15 protein-coding genes are annotated in these 19,958 nt (G+C 38.8%); 12 read left to right on the plus strand and 3 right to left on the minus strand.

Annotation, left to right across the window (positions count from 1 at the left end):
- Nucleotides 1–34: 34 nt before the first annotated feature.
- The gene (locus tag IL355_RS03240) at nt 35–490 is read left to right on the plus strand and encodes a DinB family protein (protein WP_192460752.1); all 456 of its coding nucleotides are present in this window, start codon (nt 35–37) and stop codon (nt 488–490) included.
- Here IL355_RS03240 and IL355_RS03245 read toward each other — a convergent pair.
- Nucleotides 487–1,230, minus strand: a complete 744-nt coding sequence (locus tag IL355_RS03245; protein WP_192460753.1) for a DUF3298 and DUF4163 domain-containing protein — start codon at nt 1,228–1,230, stop codon at nt 487–489. The genes IL355_RS03240 and IL355_RS03245 overlap by 4 nt on opposite strands.
- An 85-nt stretch (nt 1,231–1,315) precedes the next feature.
- Between IL355_RS03245 and IL355_RS03250 the strand changes: the two genes are divergently transcribed.
- The 4 genes from IL355_RS03250 to IL355_RS03265 all read left to right on the plus strand — a co-directional run bounded on the left by IL355_RS03250 (nt 1,316) and on the right by IL355_RS03265 (nt 7,213).
- Complete coding sequence (locus IL355_RS03250) at nt 1,316–2,479, plus strand: cystathionine gamma-synthase (RefSeq protein ID WP_192460754.1); 1,164 nt, start codon at nt 1,316–1,318, stop codon at nt 2,477–2,479.
- 116 nt (nt 2,480–2,595) lie between these two features.
- Nucleotides 2,596–3,939 (plus strand): NADP-specific glutamate dehydrogenase, encoded by a 1,344-nt coding sequence (gdhA, locus tag IL355_RS03255; RefSeq protein ID WP_192460755.1) that lies wholly within the window; start codon nt 2,596–2,598, stop codon nt 3,937–3,939.
- Nucleotides 3,940–4,080: 141 nt separating this feature from the next.
- Nucleotides 4,081–4,800, plus strand: a complete 720-nt coding sequence (gene recO / locus IL355_RS03260) for a DNA repair protein RecO (RefSeq protein ID WP_192460756.1) — start codon at nt 4,081–4,083, stop codon at nt 4,798–4,800.
- 1 nt (nt 4,801) lies between these two features.
- The gene (locus tag IL355_RS03265; protein WP_225621097.1) at nt 4,802–7,213 is read left to right on the plus strand and encodes a TonB-dependent receptor; all 2,412 of its coding nucleotides are present in this window, start codon (nt 4,802–4,804) and stop codon (nt 7,211–7,213) included.
- A 373-nt stretch (nt 7,214–7,586) separates the two neighbouring features.
- Here the strand turns inward: IL355_RS03265 and IL355_RS03270 are convergent, their stop codons facing one another.
- On the minus strand, nt 7,587–7,970 hold the full coding sequence (locus tag IL355_RS03270) for a hypothetical protein (RefSeq protein WP_192460758.1): 384 nt from the start codon (nt 7,968–7,970) through the stop codon (nt 7,587–7,589).
- Between the two features lie 254 nt (nt 7,971–8,224).
- Here IL355_RS03270 and ileS point away from each other — a divergent pair, with 254 nt between their 5' ends.
- The 4 genes from ileS to IL355_RS03290 all read left to right on the plus strand — a co-directional run bounded on the left by ileS (nt 8,225) and on the right by IL355_RS03290 (nt 13,403).
- A complete protein-coding gene (ileS, locus tag IL355_RS03275) occupies nt 8,225–11,623 on the plus strand; it encodes an isoleucine--tRNA ligase (RefSeq protein ID WP_192460759.1) in 3,399 nt (1,132 codons plus the stop codon).
- A gap of 3 nt (nt 11,624–11,626) precedes the next feature.
- Nucleotides 11,627–12,010 (plus strand): TraR/DksA family transcriptional regulator, encoded by a 384-nt coding sequence (locus tag IL355_RS03280; RefSeq protein WP_187456679.1) that lies wholly within the window; start codon nt 11,627–11,629, stop codon nt 12,008–12,010.
- A 71-nt stretch (nt 12,011–12,081) separates the two neighbouring features.
- On the plus strand, nt 12,082–12,699 hold the full coding sequence (locus IL355_RS03285) for a DUF4097 family beta strand repeat-containing protein (protein ID WP_192460760.1): 618 nt from the start codon (nt 12,082–12,084) through the stop codon (nt 12,697–12,699).
- Nucleotides 12,700–12,740: 41 nt separating this feature from the next.
- Nucleotides 12,741–13,403: a lipoprotein signal peptidase gene (locus IL355_RS03290; RefSeq protein WP_192460761.1), complete on the plus strand. Its 663-nt coding sequence runs from the start codon at nt 12,741–12,743 to the stop codon at nt 13,401–13,403.
- Here the strand turns inward: IL355_RS03290 and IL355_RS03295 are convergent.
- A complete protein-coding gene (locus IL355_RS03295; protein WP_192460762.1) occupies nt 13,400–13,975 on the minus strand; it encodes a 5-formyltetrahydrofolate cyclo-ligase in 576 nt (191 codons plus the stop codon). The two genes, IL355_RS03290 and IL355_RS03295, sit on opposite strands and share 4 nt — an antisense overlap.
- Before the next feature lie 504 nt (nt 13,976–14,479).
- Between IL355_RS03295 and uvrC the strand changes: the two genes are divergently transcribed.
- The 3 genes from uvrC to hppD all read left to right on the plus strand — a co-directional run bounded on the left by uvrC (nt 14,480) and on the right by hppD (nt 19,894).
- Nucleotides 14,480–16,267, plus strand: a complete 1,788-nt coding sequence (gene uvrC / locus IL355_RS03300; protein ID WP_192460763.1) for an excinuclease ABC subunit UvrC — start codon at nt 14,480–14,482, stop codon at nt 16,265–16,267.
- 19 nt (nt 16,268–16,286) lie between these two features.
- Nucleotides 16,287–18,548 (plus strand): patatin-like phospholipase family protein, encoded by a 2,262-nt coding sequence (locus tag IL355_RS03305; protein ID WP_192460764.1) that lies wholly within the window; start codon nt 16,287–16,289, stop codon nt 18,546–18,548.
- 203 nt (nt 18,549–18,751) lie between these two features.
- Entirely contained in the window at nt 18,752–19,894 is a 1,143-nt protein-coding gene (gene hppD / locus IL355_RS03310; RefSeq protein ID WP_192460765.1) for a 4-hydroxyphenylpyruvate dioxygenase, read from the plus strand.
- The last annotated feature ends 64 nt before the right edge of the window (nt 19,895–19,958 follow it).

A 19,958-nucleotide genomic window follows, 5' to 3' on the forward strand; every position in this document is an offset into this window, starting at 1 on the left:
TGCTATTTTTAGCCTTCACTTTAAACTAATACCCTTGGAACATCTTTTTGAATCTGTACTTAACAACAGAAAATTCCTCTATAAGATTTTAACGGAAACCCCAAAAGAAGACTTATTGAAAATTCCTGAAGGTTTTAGGAACAATATCTGGTGGAATATAGCCCATACCGTTATAACGCCACAAATTTTGGTTTACAAATTCAGCGGTTTACAGATGAGGGTTCCCGAAGCATTGGTAGAAAAGTTTAAGAAAGGAACCGTGCCAGATGGGAATGCCACAGATGAAGAAATAAAGGAGATAGCTGCTTTCTTGATTTCTACATTAGAGTGGATGAAAGAAGATTATAATAATGGTCTCTTCAAAAATTACAGTTCATATACCACCAGTGCCAATGTAACCTTGAATAAGGTAGAAGATGCCCTTGCCTTTAATTTATTTCATGAAGGGCTTCATAGGGGAGCCATCATTGCCCTTCAAAAAATGCTCTAAGATTTAGTTCTCTTGGCCAAATAAGGTGCTACTTCCTTAAATGGAAGAATAACTTCAATGGGGCCGTCTACGTAGGATGCCACTTCGTACGGATTATAGTGTAGTTGGATTCCCTCTGCCGTAAAACCTATGTTTTCTGGTAGGTAGAAGGAGTCACTATCGAACATAAAACCGGTGCTATTAATATTTTTATCCATTGGAATACTTTCCTGAGTTCTGAATTTTTCTTCCGCTAAAACCTCAAAATCATCCCGGTTTTGAAAAAGTTCCCAATTCTCCAGTTCCTGATTTTTTATCTTGTCGAAATTCAAGAATTTTTTAGAACCGTACCCATGGGCTCCTCCAGTGAATAGATAGGTGTTGAGTTCTATGGTAATGTAAGTTTCGTCCTCATAGGAAACAATTCCTTCAATATTGGCCTCCCAAACAGTGGCCTCCTCCGGGTATAGTTTTTTTAGTTCCCAAAAACCATCGCTAAAATTTTTTACCGCATCCTTGATGGTAGCGGCATCAGTTTCGTCATCATAATTAAGAATGAAGATGATCTCTTCTTTAATACTGGTGTTTATTGTTTTTGCAATTTCTTGGTTTTCTACCGCTACCGGAATATGAATGACCACTTCCGGACATTCTGAACATCTTGTTTCGTCAAGGGTTAGGGGTTCAAAAGTGAGAGTCTTATCTTCAGAACAGCTTATAATTGTTAAAACAATAAGTAGGGTTTGTATAGTTCTTTTCATTGGGGTAAGGAAAATGTAAAGCTTCTAATTCTTCAATTGTGTCCTAGCAAAGATAGCGATACATTTGTGTAGGAAATCATATGAAATGAGTAAAAAACAACTAAAGTTCAATACCAAAACCATACACGGAGGTCAACAACCGGATAAAGCTTACGGGGCCGTAATGCCCCCAATTTACCAGACTTCCACATTTGCCCAATCTACTCCTGGTGGCCACCGGGGTTTTGAATATTCCAGAAGTGCCAATCCTACAAGAACGGCGTTGGAAAATTCATTGGCAAGTATTGAGAACGGGGCATATGGTTTGGCATTTGCAAGTGGTCTGGCAGCAATAGATGCTGTTCTCAAGTTATTAAAACCAGGAGATGAGGTCATTTCTACCAATGATCTCTATGGTGGAAGTTATCGTTTGTTCAAAAAAGTATTCGAAAATTATGGTATCGTTTTCCATTTTGTTGGAATGACAGATCCAAGTTCCATAACGTCATTTATAAATGATAAGACCAAAATTATTTGGGTAGAAACACCTACCAACCCTATGATGAATATCATCGATATTAAATCGGTATCAGAACTTGCCAAGAAAAATCGGGTATGGCTTGCGGTGGACAATACCTTTGCCACTCCATATCTGCAAAATCCGCTGGATTTAGGAGCGGATATTGTAATGCATTCGGCAACCAAATACCTTGGTGGCCATAGTGATGTTGTGGCAGGGGCCATAGTGGTCAATAAAAAGGAATTGGCAGACCAGCTTTATTTTATACAAAATGCCAGTGGAGCCATTTTGGGGCCTATGGATAGTTTTTTGGTGCTAAGGGGTATCAAAACTTTGCATGTGAGAATGCAACGCCATTGTGAAAATGGAGCGGAAATAGCCAAGTTTTTAAAAGATCACGATAAAGTTGAAAAAGTGTATTGGCCAGGGTTTAGCGAACATCCTAACCACAATGTTGCCCGCAACCAAATGCGTGGCTTTGGCGGAATGATTTCCTTTATTCCCAAAGGGGGTACTTATAAAGATGCCCTAAAAATTATAGAAAACCTCAAGGTCTTTACATTGGCCGAGTCCTTGGGTGGGGTAGAAAGTTTGGCCGGTCACCCGGCAAGTATGACACATGCCAGTATACCTAAAGAGGAAAGGGAAAAGAGTGGGATTGTAGATGCTTTTATTAGGTTAAGTGTAGGAATTGAGGATGCTGAAGATCTTAAAAATGATTTAGATCAAGCTCTAAATGGATTGGATTAATGAAATTTTAAAAATATATCATCGGAATTATATAAATAATATATTTTTGTCGTTAAATTATTAATTCAATAAAAACACCTTGTTTTATAAGGGTGTAATTATATATTCTTTAAAAGATGGAAGAAAAAATTAAAGCATTTATGGATGAGGTGAAGGCCCGTAATGGTCATGAACCAGAATTCATTCAAGCGGTACAGGAAGTTGCTGAAACCGTCATACCCTATATAGCGGAGCAGGAAATTTATAACGGTAAGAACATTCTGTTGCGAATGGTCGAGCCAGAGAGGCTAATATCCTTTAGGGTGGCATGGGTAGATGATGAAGGTGAGATCCATGTAAATCGTGGTTACAGGATTCAAATGAACTCTGCCATTGGTCCTTATAAGGGAGGTTTAAGGTTTCATCCTACGGTAAACGCCAGTATACTTAAATTTTTGGCCTTTGAGCAAGTCTTTAAGAATAGTTTGACAACCCTGCCCATGGGTGGTGGAAAAGGAGGGTCCGATTTTGACCCCAAAGGAAAGTCAGATGATGAGGTAATGCGTTTCTGTCACGCCTTTATGACCGAACTTTGTAGGCATATAGGGCCAAATACAGATGTGCCTGCTGGGGACATAGGTGTAGGTTCTCGTGAAATAGGTTTTCTATTTGGAATGTATAAAAAGATTCGAAATGAATTTACCGGAGTTTTAACAGGAAAAGGTCTTTCATGGGGAGGTTCTAAAATTAGACCGGAAGCCACCGGTTATGGAACGGTTTATTTTGCCCAAAATATGTTGAAGACCAAGGATGAGGATTTTGATGGGAAAACAGTAGTTATTTCGGGTTCTGGAAACGTGGCTCAATATGCCGCTGAAAAGGTGATTCAGCTTGGGGGAAAAGTAATTACCCTATCGGATTCAGGAGGCTATATCATTGATAAAGAAGGTATAGATGAAGAAAAACTGGCCTTTGTGATGGATTTAAAGAATAACAGGCGTGGTAGAATATCGGAATATGCAGAAAAATATAAATCTGCTGAATATCATAAGGGCAAAACTCCTTGGGAGGTGCCTTGTGATATTGCATTGCCTTGTGCCACCCAGAATGAATTGGATGAAAAAGATGCCGCTGTTTTATTGGAAAATGGTTGTATGTGTGTAGCGGAAGGCGCAAATATGCCTTGTACGGCAGAGGCTGTTCACGCTTTTCACGATGCAAAAATATTGTTTGCCCCCGGCAAAGCGTCCAATGCGGGCGGTGTTGCCACTTCAGGGTTGGAAATGAGCCAAAACTCGTTGCGTATTAGTTGGACGCGTGAAGAGGTAGATGAACGGCTAAAGGATATTATGGAAGATATTCACGACTCCTGTATAGAATATGGTATGGAGGAGAATGGTTTTTGTAATTACGTTAAAGGAGCAAATATTGCCGGTTTTGTGAAAGTGGCCGATGCCATGCTCGCTCAAGGAGTGATTTAGCAATTGCAAATACTTGGTAAAATTAGTCAAGGCGGGAGGTAAATTTTCTTTTTATCTCCCGCTTTTCATTTTTGTAAATTCAGCAAGGAAAGCAAGCCTCTACGGTAAAAGATTATATTTGTCCTTAATCCATTTGTTTACATGCAAGTTACCACAAAGGCCATTGTACTTTCGGCTTTAAAATATGGGGATACAAGTCTTATTGTTAAAGCCTTTACCGCCTCGGACGGGCTTAAATCCTATTTGGTCAAAGGGGTTCTTTCCAGTAAAAAAGGAAAGCTGAAAGCGGCTTATTTTCAGCCACTAACGCAATTGGAAATGGTTGCATACCATAAAAATAAAGGGACATTGGAAAGTCTGCGTGAAGTAAAGGTGGTCTTTCATTATCAAACCTTACATTACCACGTAGGCAAAAATGCCATGACACTCTTTTTGGCCGAGATGCTATCCAATAGTATTTATGAGGAAGAGCCAAATGTTGATTTGTTCCAGTTTCTGGAGGCATCCCTACAATGGTTGGATACACATAGTGAAATTTCTAATTTTCACATATTTCTGTTGTTAAGGTTGACCCGGTTTCTTGGCTTTTTTCCCGACATGGAAAATATGGACTCCAACTGTTTTGATTTACTGGAGGGTGAATTTACCGATACTCCCTCTTTGAATCCAATTATAACGGGAACCAATCTTAGTTTCTTTAAAAGCTTCTTGGGCATAAATTTTGATGGGGTAAATAGCATCAAAATGAACAAAAAAAACCGCCAAGAACTGCTTCAATCCATAGTGCTGTATTATGAGCTTCATTTACAAGGATTTAGAAAGCCCAGGTCTCTTGCTGTTTTAAATGAAGTCTTTAGTTAGTATGAGCAAGAGTCTACTTGTCATTCTTTTCTTTATGGTTCAATTACTTTCTGCTCAAGAAATACATGTCTTGGATGCAGATACAAGTGAGCCTATTTCCAATGTAGCCGTTTTTAATGATGATAAAAGCAAAACGGGTATAACGGATTTTGACGGGAGGGTAGACCTTTCCATCTTCCGCCCTGGTGAGCGAATATTTTTTAAGCATTTAAGTTATCAGGTAAGAAGAAGTAGTAGAAGTCAAATTGGAAGGCAAGGCAACAAGATTTATATGATTTTAAAGGCGGAGCAACTAGAAGAAGTTGTCATGTCCGTTTCTAAATGGGAACAGCAAAAAAAGGATGTTCCTAATAAAATTGAAGTGGTAACCGCAAAAAATATTGAGTTTGTTAATCCGCAAACATCGGCCGATCTTTTGGCCAATACAGGAAAAGTATTTGTTCAAAAAAGTCAGCTCGGGGGCGGCAGTCCAATGATTAGGGGTTTTGCTACAAATAGGTTACTTCTATCGGTAGATGGAGTGCGCATGAACAATGCCATATTTAGGGGGGGGAATTTACAGAATGTTATTTCTATTGATCCTTTCTCCGTAAAATCCACAGAAATTATTTTTGGTCCGGGATCTGTCATTTATGGTAGCGATGCCATTGGCGGGGTGATGAACTTTTATACAAAGCGTCCTATCCTTTCGCAAACTGATAGTTTAGAGGTTTCGGGAGAATCCTTTTATCGGTTTTCTTCGGCAAATATGGAAAATACGCTACATGCAGAGGTCAACTTGGGCAAGCAGAAATGGGGTTCACTTACGAGTATTTCTTATAATCGTTTTGGGGATATGGTCATGGGTAAGCATGGTCCACAATCTTATTTAAGGCATTGGTATGTGCAGACAGAAAATGGGGATGATCAACTGATTGATAATCGCAATGCTCGAAAGCAGGTTTCAACAGGCTATAACCAGCTTAGCGTAATGCAAAAAATAAGCTTTCAACCTAGTAATTCTTGGAATTATGACTTAGGACTCCATTACTCTGAAACTAGTGACTATTCTAGGTATGATCGATTAATAAGACCCAACAAAGAAAACAATGGTCTACGCTCGGCAGTTTGGTATTACGGACCCCAAAAATGGTTTTTAGGTAATTTTCAACTGAAGCAGAGAGGCAAAGGTATTTTTTATGATGGGTTAAAAATTACCACCGCCTATCAATTTTTTGAGGAAAGTAGAAATGATCGGGATTTTGGGGCGCTAGATCTTTTTTCCACCAAGGAAATGGTTGATGCTATTTCGGTAAATATTGATTTTGAGAACAAAAGAATTGGGGATTTGCGCCTTTATTATGGCGGGGAGTACATACACAACCAGGTAAATTCAAAGGGCTATGTGCAAAATACGGAAACATCTTTAGTAAGTGGGGCGGCCAGTAGGTATCCAGATGATTCTAACTGGCAGACGGTAGCGGGGTATGTTAATGCCGAATATAAATTGAAGCCTAATTTTACGATGCTTTCTGGAATGCGATATAGCCATGTGTGGATCAATTCACTTTTTGATACTACCTATTATGACTTTCCGTTTAAAGACGCTAATTTGGACAATGGTGCGTTAACGGGTAGTCTTGGTTTTAGCTGGTTTCCAAAGGCAGACTTACAGCTTACCTTAAATGGGTCAACCGGTTTTAGAGCCCCAAATATTGATGACGTAGGTAAAATCTTTGATTCGGAGCCAGGGGCGGTTGTAGTGCCAAATCCGGATTTAGAGCCGGAATATGCCTATAACGTGGAATTAGGGGCGTATAAAAACTTCAATGATAAATTAATGCTTCGCGGGGCTGCTTATTACACTTATTTGGTAGATGCTTTGGTAAGGAGAGAGTTTAATTTTAATGGACGGGGCGTGATTGATTATAAGGGGGAGATGAGTGAGGTGTTGGCCATTCAAAATGCTGCCAAGGCCTATGTTTGCGGATTGGAGTTTGGTCTCGAAGCATTTTTGGCAAATAATTTTTCCATTAGTTCCAATTTTACGATTACTGAAGGCGTGGAAGAGGAAGAAGATGGAAGTGATTCTCACGGTAGGCATGTGGCTCCAGCTTTTGGCGATTTTCATCTAATTTGGAAAAACCAGCGTTTTAAGGCAGATGTGTTCTTAAATTATAATGGATCCATTTCTTATGATAATCTTTCGGCCTCGGAACGTAGCAAAACTTACATTTATGCTGTAGACAATGAGGGAAATCCTTATTCGCCTTCATGGCATACCTTAAATTTTAGGTCTCAGTATGATATTTCCCAGAAAATAAAAGCTTCAATGAGTGTTGAGAATATAACAAGCCAAAGGTATAGACCATATTCTTCGGGTGTAGTTGCTCCGGGTACTAATTTGGTGCTGGCCGTTGGATATACTTTTTAGGGCGCATGTTAGGAATGGGCATAAAAAAACCCTCTTGGGGGAGGGTGATTTTATCAAGTAGGTTTGGTAAAGTTTGGGTTAAGCTTTTGTAGGTTCTGTTACCGAGTTTGGGTATCGGTCGCATATTTCGGTTAAGTTCAACGGTCAATTTGGGGTCAACACTATCACTTAATTACAATGTAAAATTAAGGGGTAAAATGGTGATGTCTAAATAATTGTTGTGAAGTGATGTGGTTCTGTTGTGAAAAATACAAAAGGTTTTTTTCTTCGATGAACAACATTTATCTCCAAAGATAGTATTGGGCGGAAAATTAAAAAGCCCCAACAAATGCTGAGGCTTTTTCAAGATTATATTATATACTGAAAAGGTTTCTTAGTTCACGGCCTTTTCTACTTCACCTGCTGCTTTATTGGCGGCATCTTTAACGTCATTGGCAGCTTTTTCTGCTCCTTCCTTAATATTTTCACCGGTTTCTTCGGCTTTGTCAAGAGCCTTGTTTCCGGCTTCTTTCATTTCTTCACCTGCTTCTTTTGCTTTATTGGCGGCATCTTCGCCAATTTCTTTCATGCTGTCTCCAGCTTCTTTGGCTTTGTCCATAGCCTTATCTCCGGCCTCTTTAATGTCGTCACCTGCTTTTTCCATGGCTTCGCCTGCTTGTTCGGCAGCACTTTTTGCCTTGTCTGCAGATTCTCTACAAGAAACAAAAGAGATGCTAATGGCTAACATTAAGATGGTACCTAGAATTACTTTTTTCATGATTTTAAATTTATGTGTTTAGTTAATAGTTGTAAGATATACGTAAGTTTTTTGATTTTGGATGATACAATTTTAACAGTCTGTTTTAGTTCGGTTAAAAACGTAACTCTTTTATGGTTTGACCTTAAAGGATTCTCCCGTTTGCAAACTACTTATTCGTTCTTATTTGAGACTAAATATTCACTTAAAATCCCTAATTTTGCTGCCTTAAAATAATAGAACTCAGTAGGGTTCCTACTCAAGAAAGGTCTAATATGAAGTTTGCGGAGTACAAAGGTTTGGATTTGCCAAAAGTGGCGGAAGAAATACTTGATTATTGGAAGGAGAACGGAATTTTTGAAAAAAGTATTTCGGCTCGTGAAGGTAAGCCAAGTTATGTGTTTTACGAAGGCCCACCTTCTGCAAACGGTATGCCCGGTATTCATCACGTCATGGCAAGGACCATTAAGGACATTTTTCCTAGGTACAAGACAATGAAGGGGTTTCAAGTGAAGCGAAAGGCCGGTTGGGATACCCATGGCTTACCCATTGAGCTTGGGGTGGAAAAAGAGTTAGGAATAACCAAAGAGGATATTGGTAAAAAAATATCTGTTGAGGAATACAACGCAGCTTGTAAAAAAGCGGTTATGCGTTACACCGATGTTTGGAATAGAATGACCGAACAGGTAGGTTATTGGGTGGATATGGAAGACCCTTACATCACCTACAAATCCAAATACATGGAATCTGTTTGGTGGTTGTTGAAGCAGATATATGATAAGGGTTTAATTTATAAGGGATATACCATACAGCCTTATTCCCCAAAAGCGGGAACCGGATTAAGTTCCCATGAGCTCAATCAACCGGGTACGTATCAAGATGTAACGGATACTACGGTGGTTGCTCAGTTTAAGGCGTTAGAATCTACCCTTCCTGATTTTTTACAGAATGAAGGGGATATTTACTTTTTGGCCTGGACCACCACACCATGGACGCTTCCATCCAATACCGCGCTTACCGTTGGCCCAAAAATAGAATATGTATTGGTTGAAACGTATAACCAATATACTTTTAAGCCAATGAATGTAGTGGTGGCCAAAAAATTGGTGACTAAGCAGTTTTCCGGAAAATTCCATGAAGTTGACTCCAAGCCGGAGTTGCTAAAATATGAATCTGGGGCCAAGAAAATTCCATTTTATATAGTTAAGGAATTTATCGGTAAGGATTTGGTAGGCATCAAATATGAGCAATTATTGCCATATACCTTGCCCTATGAGAACCCGGAAAATGCCTTTAGGGTAATATCCGGAGATTTTGTTACTACGGAAGACGGTACCGGAATAGTACACACGGCCCCCACATTTGGTGCAGATGATGCCTTGGTGGCAAAGCTGGCAGAGCCTCAAGTGCCTCCAATGTTGGTGCTGGATGAAAATAACAATCCGGTTCCCCTCGTGGATTTACAGGGAAAATTTAGACCAGAATTAAACGAGCTGGGTGGTAAGTATGTGAAGAATGAATATTATGATTTAGGCGAGGAGCCAGAGAAATCGGTAGACGTTGAAATTGCCATAAAGTTAAAGGAAGAGAATAAGGCCTTTAAGGTTGAGAAATATGTGCACAGTTATCCTAATTGCTGGCGTACGGACAAACCAATTCTCTACTATCCATTAGATTCTTGGTTTATTAAGATTACGGATGTTAAAGACCGAATGTACGAGTTGAACCAGACCATCAATTGGAAACCCAAATCTACAGGTGAAGGAAGATTTGGAAACTGGTTGGCCAATGCAAATGACTGGAACTTGAGTCGGTCCAGGTATTGGGGCATTCCATTGCCCATCTGGAGGTCCGAAGACGGTCAAGAGGCTAAAATTATAGGTTCTGTAAAGGAACTGAAGGAGGAAATGGCCAAGTCTGTGACCGCAGGTTTTATGGAGAAGGATATTTTTAAGGATTTTGTAGTGGACGATATGTCTGAAGCTAATTACGAAAAAATAGACCTTCATAAAAACATCGTAGATAGCATTGTATTGGTGTCCGAAAAAGGGAAGCCAATGAAGCGCGAGAGCGATCTTATAGATGTGTGGTTTGATAGCGGCTCAATGCCATATGCACAATGCCACTACCCTTTTGAAAATAAAGAATTGATAGATGAGGGTACCACCTATCCAGCAGATTTTATAGCCGAAGGTGTCGATCAGACTAGAGGTTGGTTCTATACGCTACACGCTATTGCTACGACGGTTTTTGATTCCGTAGCCTATAAAAATGTGGTGTCTAACGGACTTGTTCTGGACAAAGAAGGGAAAAAAATGTCCAAGAGGTTGGGCAATGCGGTAGATCCGTTTGATACTATGGATGAACATGGTGCGGATGCCACGCGTTGGTATATGATTTCCAATGCCAACCCATGGGATAATTTGAAATTTGATATAGACGGAATTGTTGAGGTAAAAAGAAAGTTCTTCGGCACCTTGTACAATACCTATTCTTTCTTTGGACTTTATGCCAACATTGACAAATTTGACTTTTCGGAAGAGGAAATACCGTTGAAAGAGCGTCCTGAAATTGATCGATGGATATTGAGCGAGCTTCATACCTTGATAAAAACAGTAGATGAGGCGTATGCGGATTATGAACCAACGAGAGCTACTAGAGCCATATCAGACTACGTACAAGAGAATTTGAGTAACTGGTATGTGCGCTTGTGCAGAAGGCGTTTTTGGAAAGGTGAATATCAGAAGGATAAAATAGCTGCTTACCAAACATTGTATACTTGTTTGGAAACTGTTGCAAAATTATCGGCACCGGTAGCGCCTTTCTTTATGGATAGGCTTTATAAAGATTTGACCAATACTACCAAAAAGGAAGATTTTGAAAGTGTGCATCTTGCTACTTTTCCCGTGTTTAATGAGGCCTATGTAGATAAGGACTTGGAAAGTAAGATGGAAAAGGCTCAAATAATATCCTCCCTAGTATTGTCCATCCGTCAAAAAGAAAAAATTAAAGTACGCCAGCCACTGCAGAAGGTAATGATTCCTGTGCTTGATCAAAAACAGCGAACAGAAATTGAGGCGGTTGCAGAATTGATTAAATCTGAGGTAAACGTAAAGGAAATAGAGCTTTTGGACGATGCCTCTGGAGTTTTGATCAAAAAAATCAAACCTAATTTCAAGGTACTTGGTCCCAAGTTTGGAAAAGACATGAAGAAAATTGCCCAAGCGGTTGCGAGATTGGATCAAGAGGATATCCAAAAAATTGAGCAGAAGGGCGAAATTTCACTTGAAATTGATAATAAAATTGTTACATTACAGTTACAGGATGTAGAGATAAGCTCTCAAGATATTGAGGGATGGTTGGTGGCAAGTGCCGGTGCAATTACGGTGGCATTAGATATTACCATCAATGAAGACCTGAGAAAAGAAGGTATTGCTAGAGAACTTGTAAACCGTATCCAGAACATACGAAAGGACAGCGGTTTTGAGGTTACAGATAAGATTTACGTGAAAATCCTAAAGGATGGTCATGTGGAGAAAGCAGTAGAAAGTAATATAAATTATATCAAGACCGAGACGTTGACCGCCGAGCTTGATTTTGAAGAGAAACTAGAAGAAGGCACGGAAATTGCCTTTGATGAAGTGAACACAAAATTATTTATTGAAAAACATTAGAAAATGGCACAGGATTTAAAAGTTAGATATTCGGATAAGGATTTGGCCGAATTTAAAGTATTGATCGAAGAAAAAATTGAAAAGGCAAAAAGCCACTTAGAGCTTTTAAAAAGTTCATATATGAATGATGGCAATAACGGAACGGATGACACCTCGCCTACCTTTAAGGCTTTTGAAGAGGGTTCCGAGACTATGAGCAAAGAAGCAAATACGCAGTTGGCCATTAGGCAAGAGAAGTTCATTAGGGACTTAAAAAATGCCATTTTGCGTATTGAAAACAAAACTTACGGTATTTGTCGTGTAACAGGTAAACTGATCAATAAGGAAAGATTAAAATTGGTACCTCACGCCACTTTAAGTATTGAGGCCAAGAATATGCAGAAGTAAATCCCCCCATTGCTTTAAATAATTTTTCAAGACCTACAAGACTCAACTTGTAGGTTTTTTATTTTCGCACCATGTTGAGATATCTTTTTCTGCTTTTTTGTTGTACCCAAATCCTATCCGCTCAAAAAGTGGTTAAAAAATCAATTGTAGATACACATATAGCTTATATCAATATTGATGTGAACAATTGTTTTCTTCTAAATCTTACAACTGTAAAAAGTAAGGAAATAAGTGTGGAGGCTACCATAGATGGTGAATATAAACAAGATTTGGCCGTAAAATTGCGCCAAGATGGAGATAACTTTTTTGTAAGTAGTGGTTTTCAACCCCTGTTCCACAATCCCAATGATAAGTTAAGTGCCCACAAAGTTGTGAGCATTGCTTTGGAGGTTGAAGTGCCAGAATACCTTGAAGTGGTTGTCTTTGGGAAAAGCTGTAATGTGAATGCCGGTGGAAATTACCGATCACTTTCCATTACTTTAAATGACGGCTATTGCAAGTTGAATGAGGTGAAAGAATCCGTAAAAGTAGAAACCCAAAGCGGACAAATAGATGTCATAGCCGCCGCTGCTATGATTACTGCAAATAACAAGTTTGGTGCGACCTTTATTGAAGATTTGCCAAATTCAGACGTGCATTACAATTTATCCACTGTCACCGGTGATATCAGAGTAAGGAAAACCGAATAATATACCTATTTTTGGCACTCCAAAAAACCGTTTAAATAATCATGGGTCTAAAAAAGTCATTGTTACTTATTGTTGCTGTGTTGCTCATAGACCAAATCAGCAAGATCTACATCAAGACCAATTTTGTATTAGGTGAATCCGTTGAGGTTTTTGAGTGGTTTAAAATTCTTTTCATAGAAAATTCAGGTGCTGCATGGGGCGCAAAATTAAGCGATTTTCTACCTATTTCAGAGCCTACCGGAAAACTTGTACTTACCATATTTAGACTTTTTGCCGTTGCAGGTATTGGGTATTGGTTGTTTGATACCATAAAAAAACAAACCTCTAAAGTGCTTATTTTGGCGGTGTCCTTAATTTTTGCGGGTGCTTTAGGTAATATTATTGATTCTGTTTTTTACGGGATTGTTTTCAATGATAGTTATCAACAGGTGGCGACAGCTTTTTCTGGGGAACCGTATGGAGGATTGTTTTATGGAAAGGTGGTAGATATGCTATATTTTCCGCTTATAGATACTACGTGGCCAGAATGGATGCCATATTTTGGAGGTAAGGATTTTAGGTTTTTTGAACCGGTTTTCAATATTGCGGATATGGCCATTAGTACCGGGGTTGGCATTTTAATCGTTTTCAATAAAAAAGCCTTTGGGAAAGATGAAGATAAAAACTTGGAGCCTCTGGACAATGAAGCAGAACTACCGGCTTAATCTTTGGAAAAAGAGTAGAGCTTATTTGGGGTAATGCAATAATCCATCTTTTTGTCGTGAGGGTACACGTCTTTAATGACTTCTTCGGCTTCAAAAAGTGATAAGCCAATTTTTACTACATCGGGCTTGCAAAGGTCTAAAAAACGGTCATAAAACCCTTTGCCATAACCAACTCTATTTCCTTTCTTGTCAAAAGATAATAAGGGTATAAACACAACATCTAATTTTTCCACTTCAATTTCAATTCCATCCACAGGTTCTGGAATGTTCCACTTATTTTTGATTAACCGTGTATTGTCCAATAAAAGATAGTGCGCCATTTCGGTGGGGCTTATTACTTTGGGTATTACCACGGTTTTATCCTTTCCTTGGAGTATGGAAAGAATGAAAGAGGTATCAATCTCCCTTTGTTCAGTTATAGGTAGAAAGAGATGGAAATAATTAAGATTCCAAATAAAACCGGGAAGGTGTAGTGCACGATTGGCAATGCTTAAACTAGCATTTAGCAAAGCGTCTTCAGATAGGTTTTTTCTTAAATCCTTATAGTGTGACCGTAAATCTTTTTTCAACATTTACGCAGGGTCATTCTAAGGTAAAACTGGGGAACAGGATTGTCCTACTCTTTGGCATTCACCAAATAGTAAATCTTGAAGGAAATCATCAAGATCAGGTACAAACCCAAGGTTATTACATATTTATCCATGTGGTATTTTGATTTTGATGTTTAAATTTAATTAAAAATTAATTTACAAACACTATTAAGTGCTGATTTTTATCGATGAAATGCATAATTTAATTCAACTTTAACGTTTTCGTGGGATTTGAGTCAAAAAATTGATCGTAGGGGTTTTAATTTTCTTACTATTTTACTGATGTGTAAAAATGAATACATTTTATTGAATTATCCTAAATTGAAAAAATAGCTACCTCTCCTAAGATTTAAATTTTGGCTAAATTTTGGTTTTGAAGCTCGTTAAAATAAATTTAAACCGTAGCCCATTGCCTAAAAACATAGTAATTTAACGGCCTGTTACATCTCTCCAAATTCAATGTGGCAGTTTTAATTTTGTGACTACATGCCTCAAGTTTCCATTGAAGTACAATTAAGCACTTTGCCCAATAGTCCAGGGGTGTATCAGTTCTATGATTCAGATGAAAAAATTCTTTATGTAGGTAAGGCCAAAAACCTAAAAAAAAGGGTGTCGTCTTATTTTACCAAAAATCATGAGTATGGCAAAACTCGGGTTATGGTAAAAAAGATTAAAATGATAAAACATATTGTAGTTCCTACGGAGTCTGATGCCTTACTCTTGGAGAATAACTTGATCAAAAAATATAGGCCAAGGTACAATGTACTTTTAAAGGATGATAAATCTTATCCATGGATATGTATCAAGAAAGAACGTTTTCCGAGAATCTTTCCTACCAGAAAGTTAATTAAGGACGGTTCTGAATATTACGGACCTTATACGAGTATGAAAACGGTTAGAACGCTACTTGATTTGGTCAAAAGCGTATACCCTTTAAGGACTTGTAACTATGACCTGTCTAAAGAAAAAATAGAGGCTGGCAAGTACAAGGTTTGTTTGGAGTACCATTTGGGAAATTGTAAAGGTCCTTGCGAGGACTTACAGGATGCAGAAGAATACCATCAACAAATTGAAGATATACGTCAGATAATTAAAGGTAATTTTAAATCCTCTTTGCAGTACTTTAAAAAGGAAATGAAAACTTTGGCTGCGGAAATGAAGTTTGAGGAGGCTCAAAGTATCAAGGAAAAGATTGATGTTTTGGAAAGTTACCAAGTAAAGTCTACCATCGTAAATCCAAAAATAAATAATGTAGATGTTTTTTCCATTATTTCTGATGAATCCCATGCCTATGTAAATTTTTTACAGTTATCCCATGGCTCCATCATTAGGTCTCATACCTTGGAAATAAAGAAAAAACTTAACGAAAAAGACGATGAATTGCTGGCTTTGGCCATTATTGAAATCAGGCAGCGTTTCAATTCGCTTTCAAGAGAAATATACCTTCCTTTTGATGTCACGGTAGAAGATGGATTAAAGGTGACAGTGCCCAAATTGGGCGACAAGAAAAAGATCGTGGAGCTTTCTGAACGTAACGCCCTATTTTTTAGGCAAGAACGATTTAAGCAAATCAAAATTGTGGATCCAGATCGGCATACCAACCGTATAATGGCGCAGATGAAGAAAGATTTGCGGCTTTCCGTTGAACCAAGGCATATTGAGTGTTTTGATAATAGTAACATACAAGGTAGCAATCCGGTAGCGGCTTGTGTGGTTTTCAAAAATGGGAAACCATCAAAAAAAGAATATCGCCATTTTAATATCAAAACAGTGGAAGGCCCGGATGATTTTGCCTCTATGGAAGAAGTGGTTTTTAGGCGTTATAAGCGGTTGCTGGCAGAAGATGAGCCTTTGCCTCAGCTCATTGTTATTGACGGGGGAAAAGGGCAGTTGTCCTCCGCCTTAAAGAGCTTGGATGTTTTAGGGCTTAGGGGTAAAATTGCCATTGTAGGTATTGCCAAGAGATTGGAAGAAATCTATTTTCCGGGAGACCCCGTGCCTTTATATCTAGATAAGCGATCAGAGTCTTTAAAGATTATTCAGCAATTAAGAAATGAGGCTCACAGGTTCGGGATTACTTTTCATAGAAAAAAGAGAAGTAAGGCTGCCATAAATTCGGAGCTAGAAAGTATAGAAGGAATAGGACAAAAAACGGCGGAAGAGCTTTTAAAGAGTTTTAAATCTGTTAAACGGATAAAGGAGGCGTCCATAGAATCTTTGGCGGAAACTGTGGGTATGGCAAAAGCCAAGAAAATATATGAAACTTTTCACTAGAGATTACGTCTAATAAAATATGAAACAAGTAGGTCTTATTTTCTGTATGCTATTTTCGAGCGCATTTCTATGGGGCCAAACGGCTAGTGAAAAGGACCTCAAGATAGGTTTGGTTCTCAGTGGGGGCGGAGCCAAGGGTATGGCACATATTGGCGCCTTAAAGGTTATAGAGGAGGCCGGAATTCAAATTGATTATATAGGGGGTACAAGTATGGGGGCCATCGTTGGTTCTCTGTATGCCGCCGGTTATTCTGCGGTAGAGCTTGATTCCGTATTTAGAACCACTAATTTCACCAATTTAATTGAGGACAATCTACCCCGAAACGCCAAGACCTTTTACGAAAAGGAAGATTCTGAAAGGTATTCCATAACCTTGCCTTTTAATAATTTCAAAGTCTCCGTTCCTCCTGCACTTTCCGGGGGGCAAAATGTCTATAATGAACTGGTTCGCTTGCTTTACCCAGTAAAGGATATTGAAGATTTTAGCAAATTACCCATTCCTTTTTTGTGCATTGCTACAGATGTGGAAACAGGTAAAGAAGTTCTTTTGAACAGGGGGTATCTTCCGGAGGCAGTAATGGCCAGTGGAGCCCTGCCTTCCTTGTTCTCACCTGCCCTAATTGATGATCAGGTACTTATAGATGGTGGAGTTGTAAACAATTATCCTATAGCCGAAGTGAAAAAAATGGGGGCGGATATTATTATAGGCGTAGACGTTCAGCATGGATTAAAAGACAGGGAGGCCTTACTTTCTGCCACAGAAATTTTATTGCAAATCAATAATTACCGTACGGCCCTTGATATGGAAGAAAAATCTCAATTAACAGATGTCTATATTAAACCTGACATAACGGATTTTTCGGTGATTGATTTCAATCTCTTCGAGTCCATAGTCGGTAAAGGCGAGGAGGCAGCAAGAGAGAAATTTGAAGAACTCAAAAAATTGGCGGAGCCAGGGGGGAGGAAAGAATTTCATGTTAAAATGTATAAGCCCGAGGATCAATTGGATGTTGATCGTTTAACCATTACGGGAAGTGACAATTATTCCAGAGGTTATGTAAAGGGAAAATTGAGGTTTGAGCCAGATGAGTCGCCAACCTTTAATGAACTTAAGCAAGGGGTGAGTAATCTTTCTGCAACCGGTAACTTTCAGACCATTCATTATAATTTATTGACCAATGATTCTGAACAAGAACTTACCATAAAGTTGGTTGAGAATAAAAACAAAACATTTTTGCGCTTAGGTGCGCATTATGATAATCTTTTTAAAACGGGTGCTATCATTAACCTTACGAGAAAAAACCTTGTTACCAGGGATGATGTTACCTCCTTTGACTTTATTATTGGGGACAATATTAGATACAATCTTCAATATTATGTGGACAAAGGTTCCTATTGGAGTTTCGGAATCAACTCTAGCTTCAAGGAGACGGCAAAGGAAATAGACTTTGAGCTTATTAGAGGTAATTATGAAGTTCCCATTACTGGAAACTTGAATACCATTAATCTTGACTTAACTGATTTTACCAATCAGGTCTATGTAGAGACCGTACTTCGGGAGGAATTCGCCTTTAGATTGGGGATGGAACATAAATTACTAAAGTTGAGTACGCGAACCTTGGGAGTGAACAATGATATGGAAAATCCTGATTCTTTTCGTGTTCAGGACGGTCGTACCTTTTTTGAGAAAAGTGATTTTTATAGTGTATTTGGTGGTTTGCGTTTAGACACCTATGATGATCGCTACTTTCCATCTAAAGGGCTGTACTTTGACGGAGACTTTCACCTATATCTTTTTTCATCGGATTTCAATAAAAATTTCAAGGAGTTTTCCGTGGCCCAAGCTAAAATGGGGAGTGCATTTCCCATTTTTGGCCCATTAACCTTAAATGTAGAAGCAGAAGGGGGGTTTAAATTGGGTACTTCCAATGTTACTTCGTTCGATTTTGTTTTGGGTGGCTATGGTGCAACCCAAGTCAACAATCTAATTCCCTTTTTTGGTTATGATTTTATATCCCTGCCAGGTAACAGTTTTGTTAAGTCTATGGGTAGGTTGGATTTAGAGTTTGCTCCAAAAAACCATTTAATGTTCACTGCAAACTTTGCCAATGTGGATGATGACCTTTTTAGAACCGGTGAGTGGTTCACCTTACCAGATTATTCAGGGTATGGGGTAGGTTACGGTTGGGAATCTTTTCTTGGGCCTTTACAAGTGCATTATTCATGGTCTCCTGAAGGCAAGAATAGTAATTTTTTCTTCAGTTTGGGATATTGGTTTTGAGGTGGTTATATAGGTGCTGTATAATTTTTTCCGATATTTGTTAGAGATGATACAGTTTAGAATCGATATTACTTCCCATCTTAGGGCCATGTGGTAATACCACTGAGGTTTGTAAATCCTCTTTTTATTGATCCTTTAGAGGGTCATCCATTTTATCTGCCTATGACTAGGCTTTTATCAGAACTCAACTTAAAAATACTCATATGTCAACATTGGATAATACCTCCTTGCAATTGCCAAAGGAGAATTTGGAAGCGGAAGATTTTTTGCCATTATTAGGAACGGATTATGTAGAACTTTACGTAGGGAATGCCAAACAGTCGGCTCACTATTATATGTCTGCCTGGGGCTTTCAACCTGTAGCGTATGCAGGTCTGGAAACCGGTCTTAAGGATAGGGTAAGTTATGTATTGCAACAAGGAAAAATTAGGATCATGCTTACTTCTCCCCTAAAGCCTGGCGGAGACATTAATAAACATATAGATTCCCATGGAGATGGTGTAAAGACTATTGCCTTATGGGTAGACGATGCCACCAAAAGCTATAAGGAAACCGTTGCCAGAGGCGCAGAAAGTTACTTGGTTCCAAAGACCCTACAAGATGATTCCGGTAAGGTAGTGGTTTCAGGTATTCACACCTATGGGGAAACGGTGCATGTTTTTGTAGAAAGAAAAGACTATCACGGGGTGTTTCTTCCCGGCTTCAAAGATTGGTCACCTCATTATCAGCCCAAAGACGTTGGATTAAAGTATGTGGATCATATGGTAGGAAATGTAGGTTGGAACGAGATGAACAAATGGTGTGAGTTTTATGCTAAAGTAATGGGGTTTGCACAATTGGTCTCATTTGATGACAAAGATATTTCTACAGAGTATACCGCCCTTATGAGCAAGGTAATGAGCAATGGCAATGGACGGATTAAATTCCCGATTAACGAGCCTGCAGATGGGAGAAAAAAATCACAGATAGAGGAGTACATTGAGTTTTATAACGGAGCTGGGGTGCAACATATGGCTTTGGCAACGGATAATATTATTGAGACTGTTGGCTCTCTTCGTGATAGAGGGGTAGAGTTTTTGACCGTTCCACCAAGTTATTATGAAGAATTATTGGATCGGGTAGGCGAAATAGATGAGGATTTAGTACCCTTGCGGGAATTAGGCATTTTAGTGGATAGGGATGAAGAAGGATACCTTTTGCAGATATTTACTAAGCCCATATTGGACCGTCCTACAATGTTTATAGAAATTATTCAAAGAAAAGGTGCGAAGTCTTTTGGAAAGGGTAATTTCAAAGCTCTTTTTGAGGCGATAGAACGGGAACAGGAATCTAGGGGAACCCTCTAGGTTCAGGGAGATTCTACGGTCTTGTTGGTTTTTGGGTGAGGATTCTTTCTAACTGTGTTTCAAA

It is taken from the genome of Euzebyella saccharophila, assembly GCF_014855495.1.
In the GTDB taxonomy this organism is placed as follows: domain Bacteria; phylum Bacteroidota; class Bacteroidia; order Flavobacteriales; family Flavobacteriaceae; genus Euzebyella; species Euzebyella saccharophila.

Excerpts from the sequence above, each read along its gene's own strand:
- IL355_RS03245 (WP_192460753.1), bottom strand. The coding sequence starts at position 1,230 with ATGAAAAGAACTATACAAACCCTACTTATTGTTTTAACAATTATAAGC.
- recO (WP_192460756.1), top strand. The coding sequence starts at position 4,081 with ATGCAAGTTACCACAAAGGCCATTGTACTTTCGGCTTTAAAATATGGG.
- IL355_RS03305 (WP_192460764.1), top strand. The coding sequence starts at position 16,287 with ATGAAACAAGTAGGTCTTATTTTCTGTATGCTATTTTCGAGCGCATTT.
- IL355_RS03265 (WP_225621097.1), top strand. The coding sequence starts at position 4,802 with ATGAGCAAGAGTCTACTTGTCATTCTTTTCTTTATGGTTCAATTACTT.
- IL355_RS03285 (WP_192460760.1), top strand. The coding sequence starts at position 12,082 with ATGTTGAGATATCTTTTTCTGCTTTTTTGTTGTACCCAAATCCTATCC.
- gdhA (WP_192460755.1), top strand. The coding sequence starts at position 2,596 with ATGGAAGAAAAAATTAAAGCATTTATGGATGAGGTGAAGGCCCGTAAT.
- IL355_RS03270 (WP_192460758.1), bottom strand. The coding sequence starts at position 7,970 with ATGAAAAAAGTAATTCTAGGTACCATCTTAATGTTAGCCATTAGCATC.
- uvrC (WP_192460763.1), top strand. The coding sequence starts at position 14,480 with ATGCCTCAAGTTTCCATTGAAGTACAATTAAGCACTTTGCCCAATAGT.
- IL355_RS03280 (WP_187456679.1), top strand. The coding sequence starts at position 11,627 with ATGGCACAGGATTTAAAAGTTAGATATTCGGATAAGGATTTGGCCGAA.
- IL355_RS03295 (WP_192460762.1), bottom strand. The coding sequence starts at position 13,975 with ATGTTGAAAAAAGATTTACGGTCACACTATAAGGATTTAAGAAAAAAC.
- hppD (WP_192460765.1), top strand. The coding sequence starts at position 18,752 with ATGTCAACATTGGATAATACCTCCTTGCAATTGCCAAAGGAGAATTTG.
- IL355_RS03250 (WP_192460754.1), top strand. The coding sequence starts at position 1,316 with ATGAGTAAAAAACAACTAAAGTTCAATACCAAAACCATACACGGAGGT.
- ileS (WP_192460759.1), top strand. The coding sequence starts at position 8,225 with ATGAAGTTTGCGGAGTACAAAGGTTTGGATTTGCCAAAAGTGGCGGAA.
- IL355_RS03290 (WP_192460761.1), top strand. The coding sequence starts at position 12,741 with ATGGGTCTAAAAAAGTCATTGTTACTTATTGTTGCTGTGTTGCTCATA.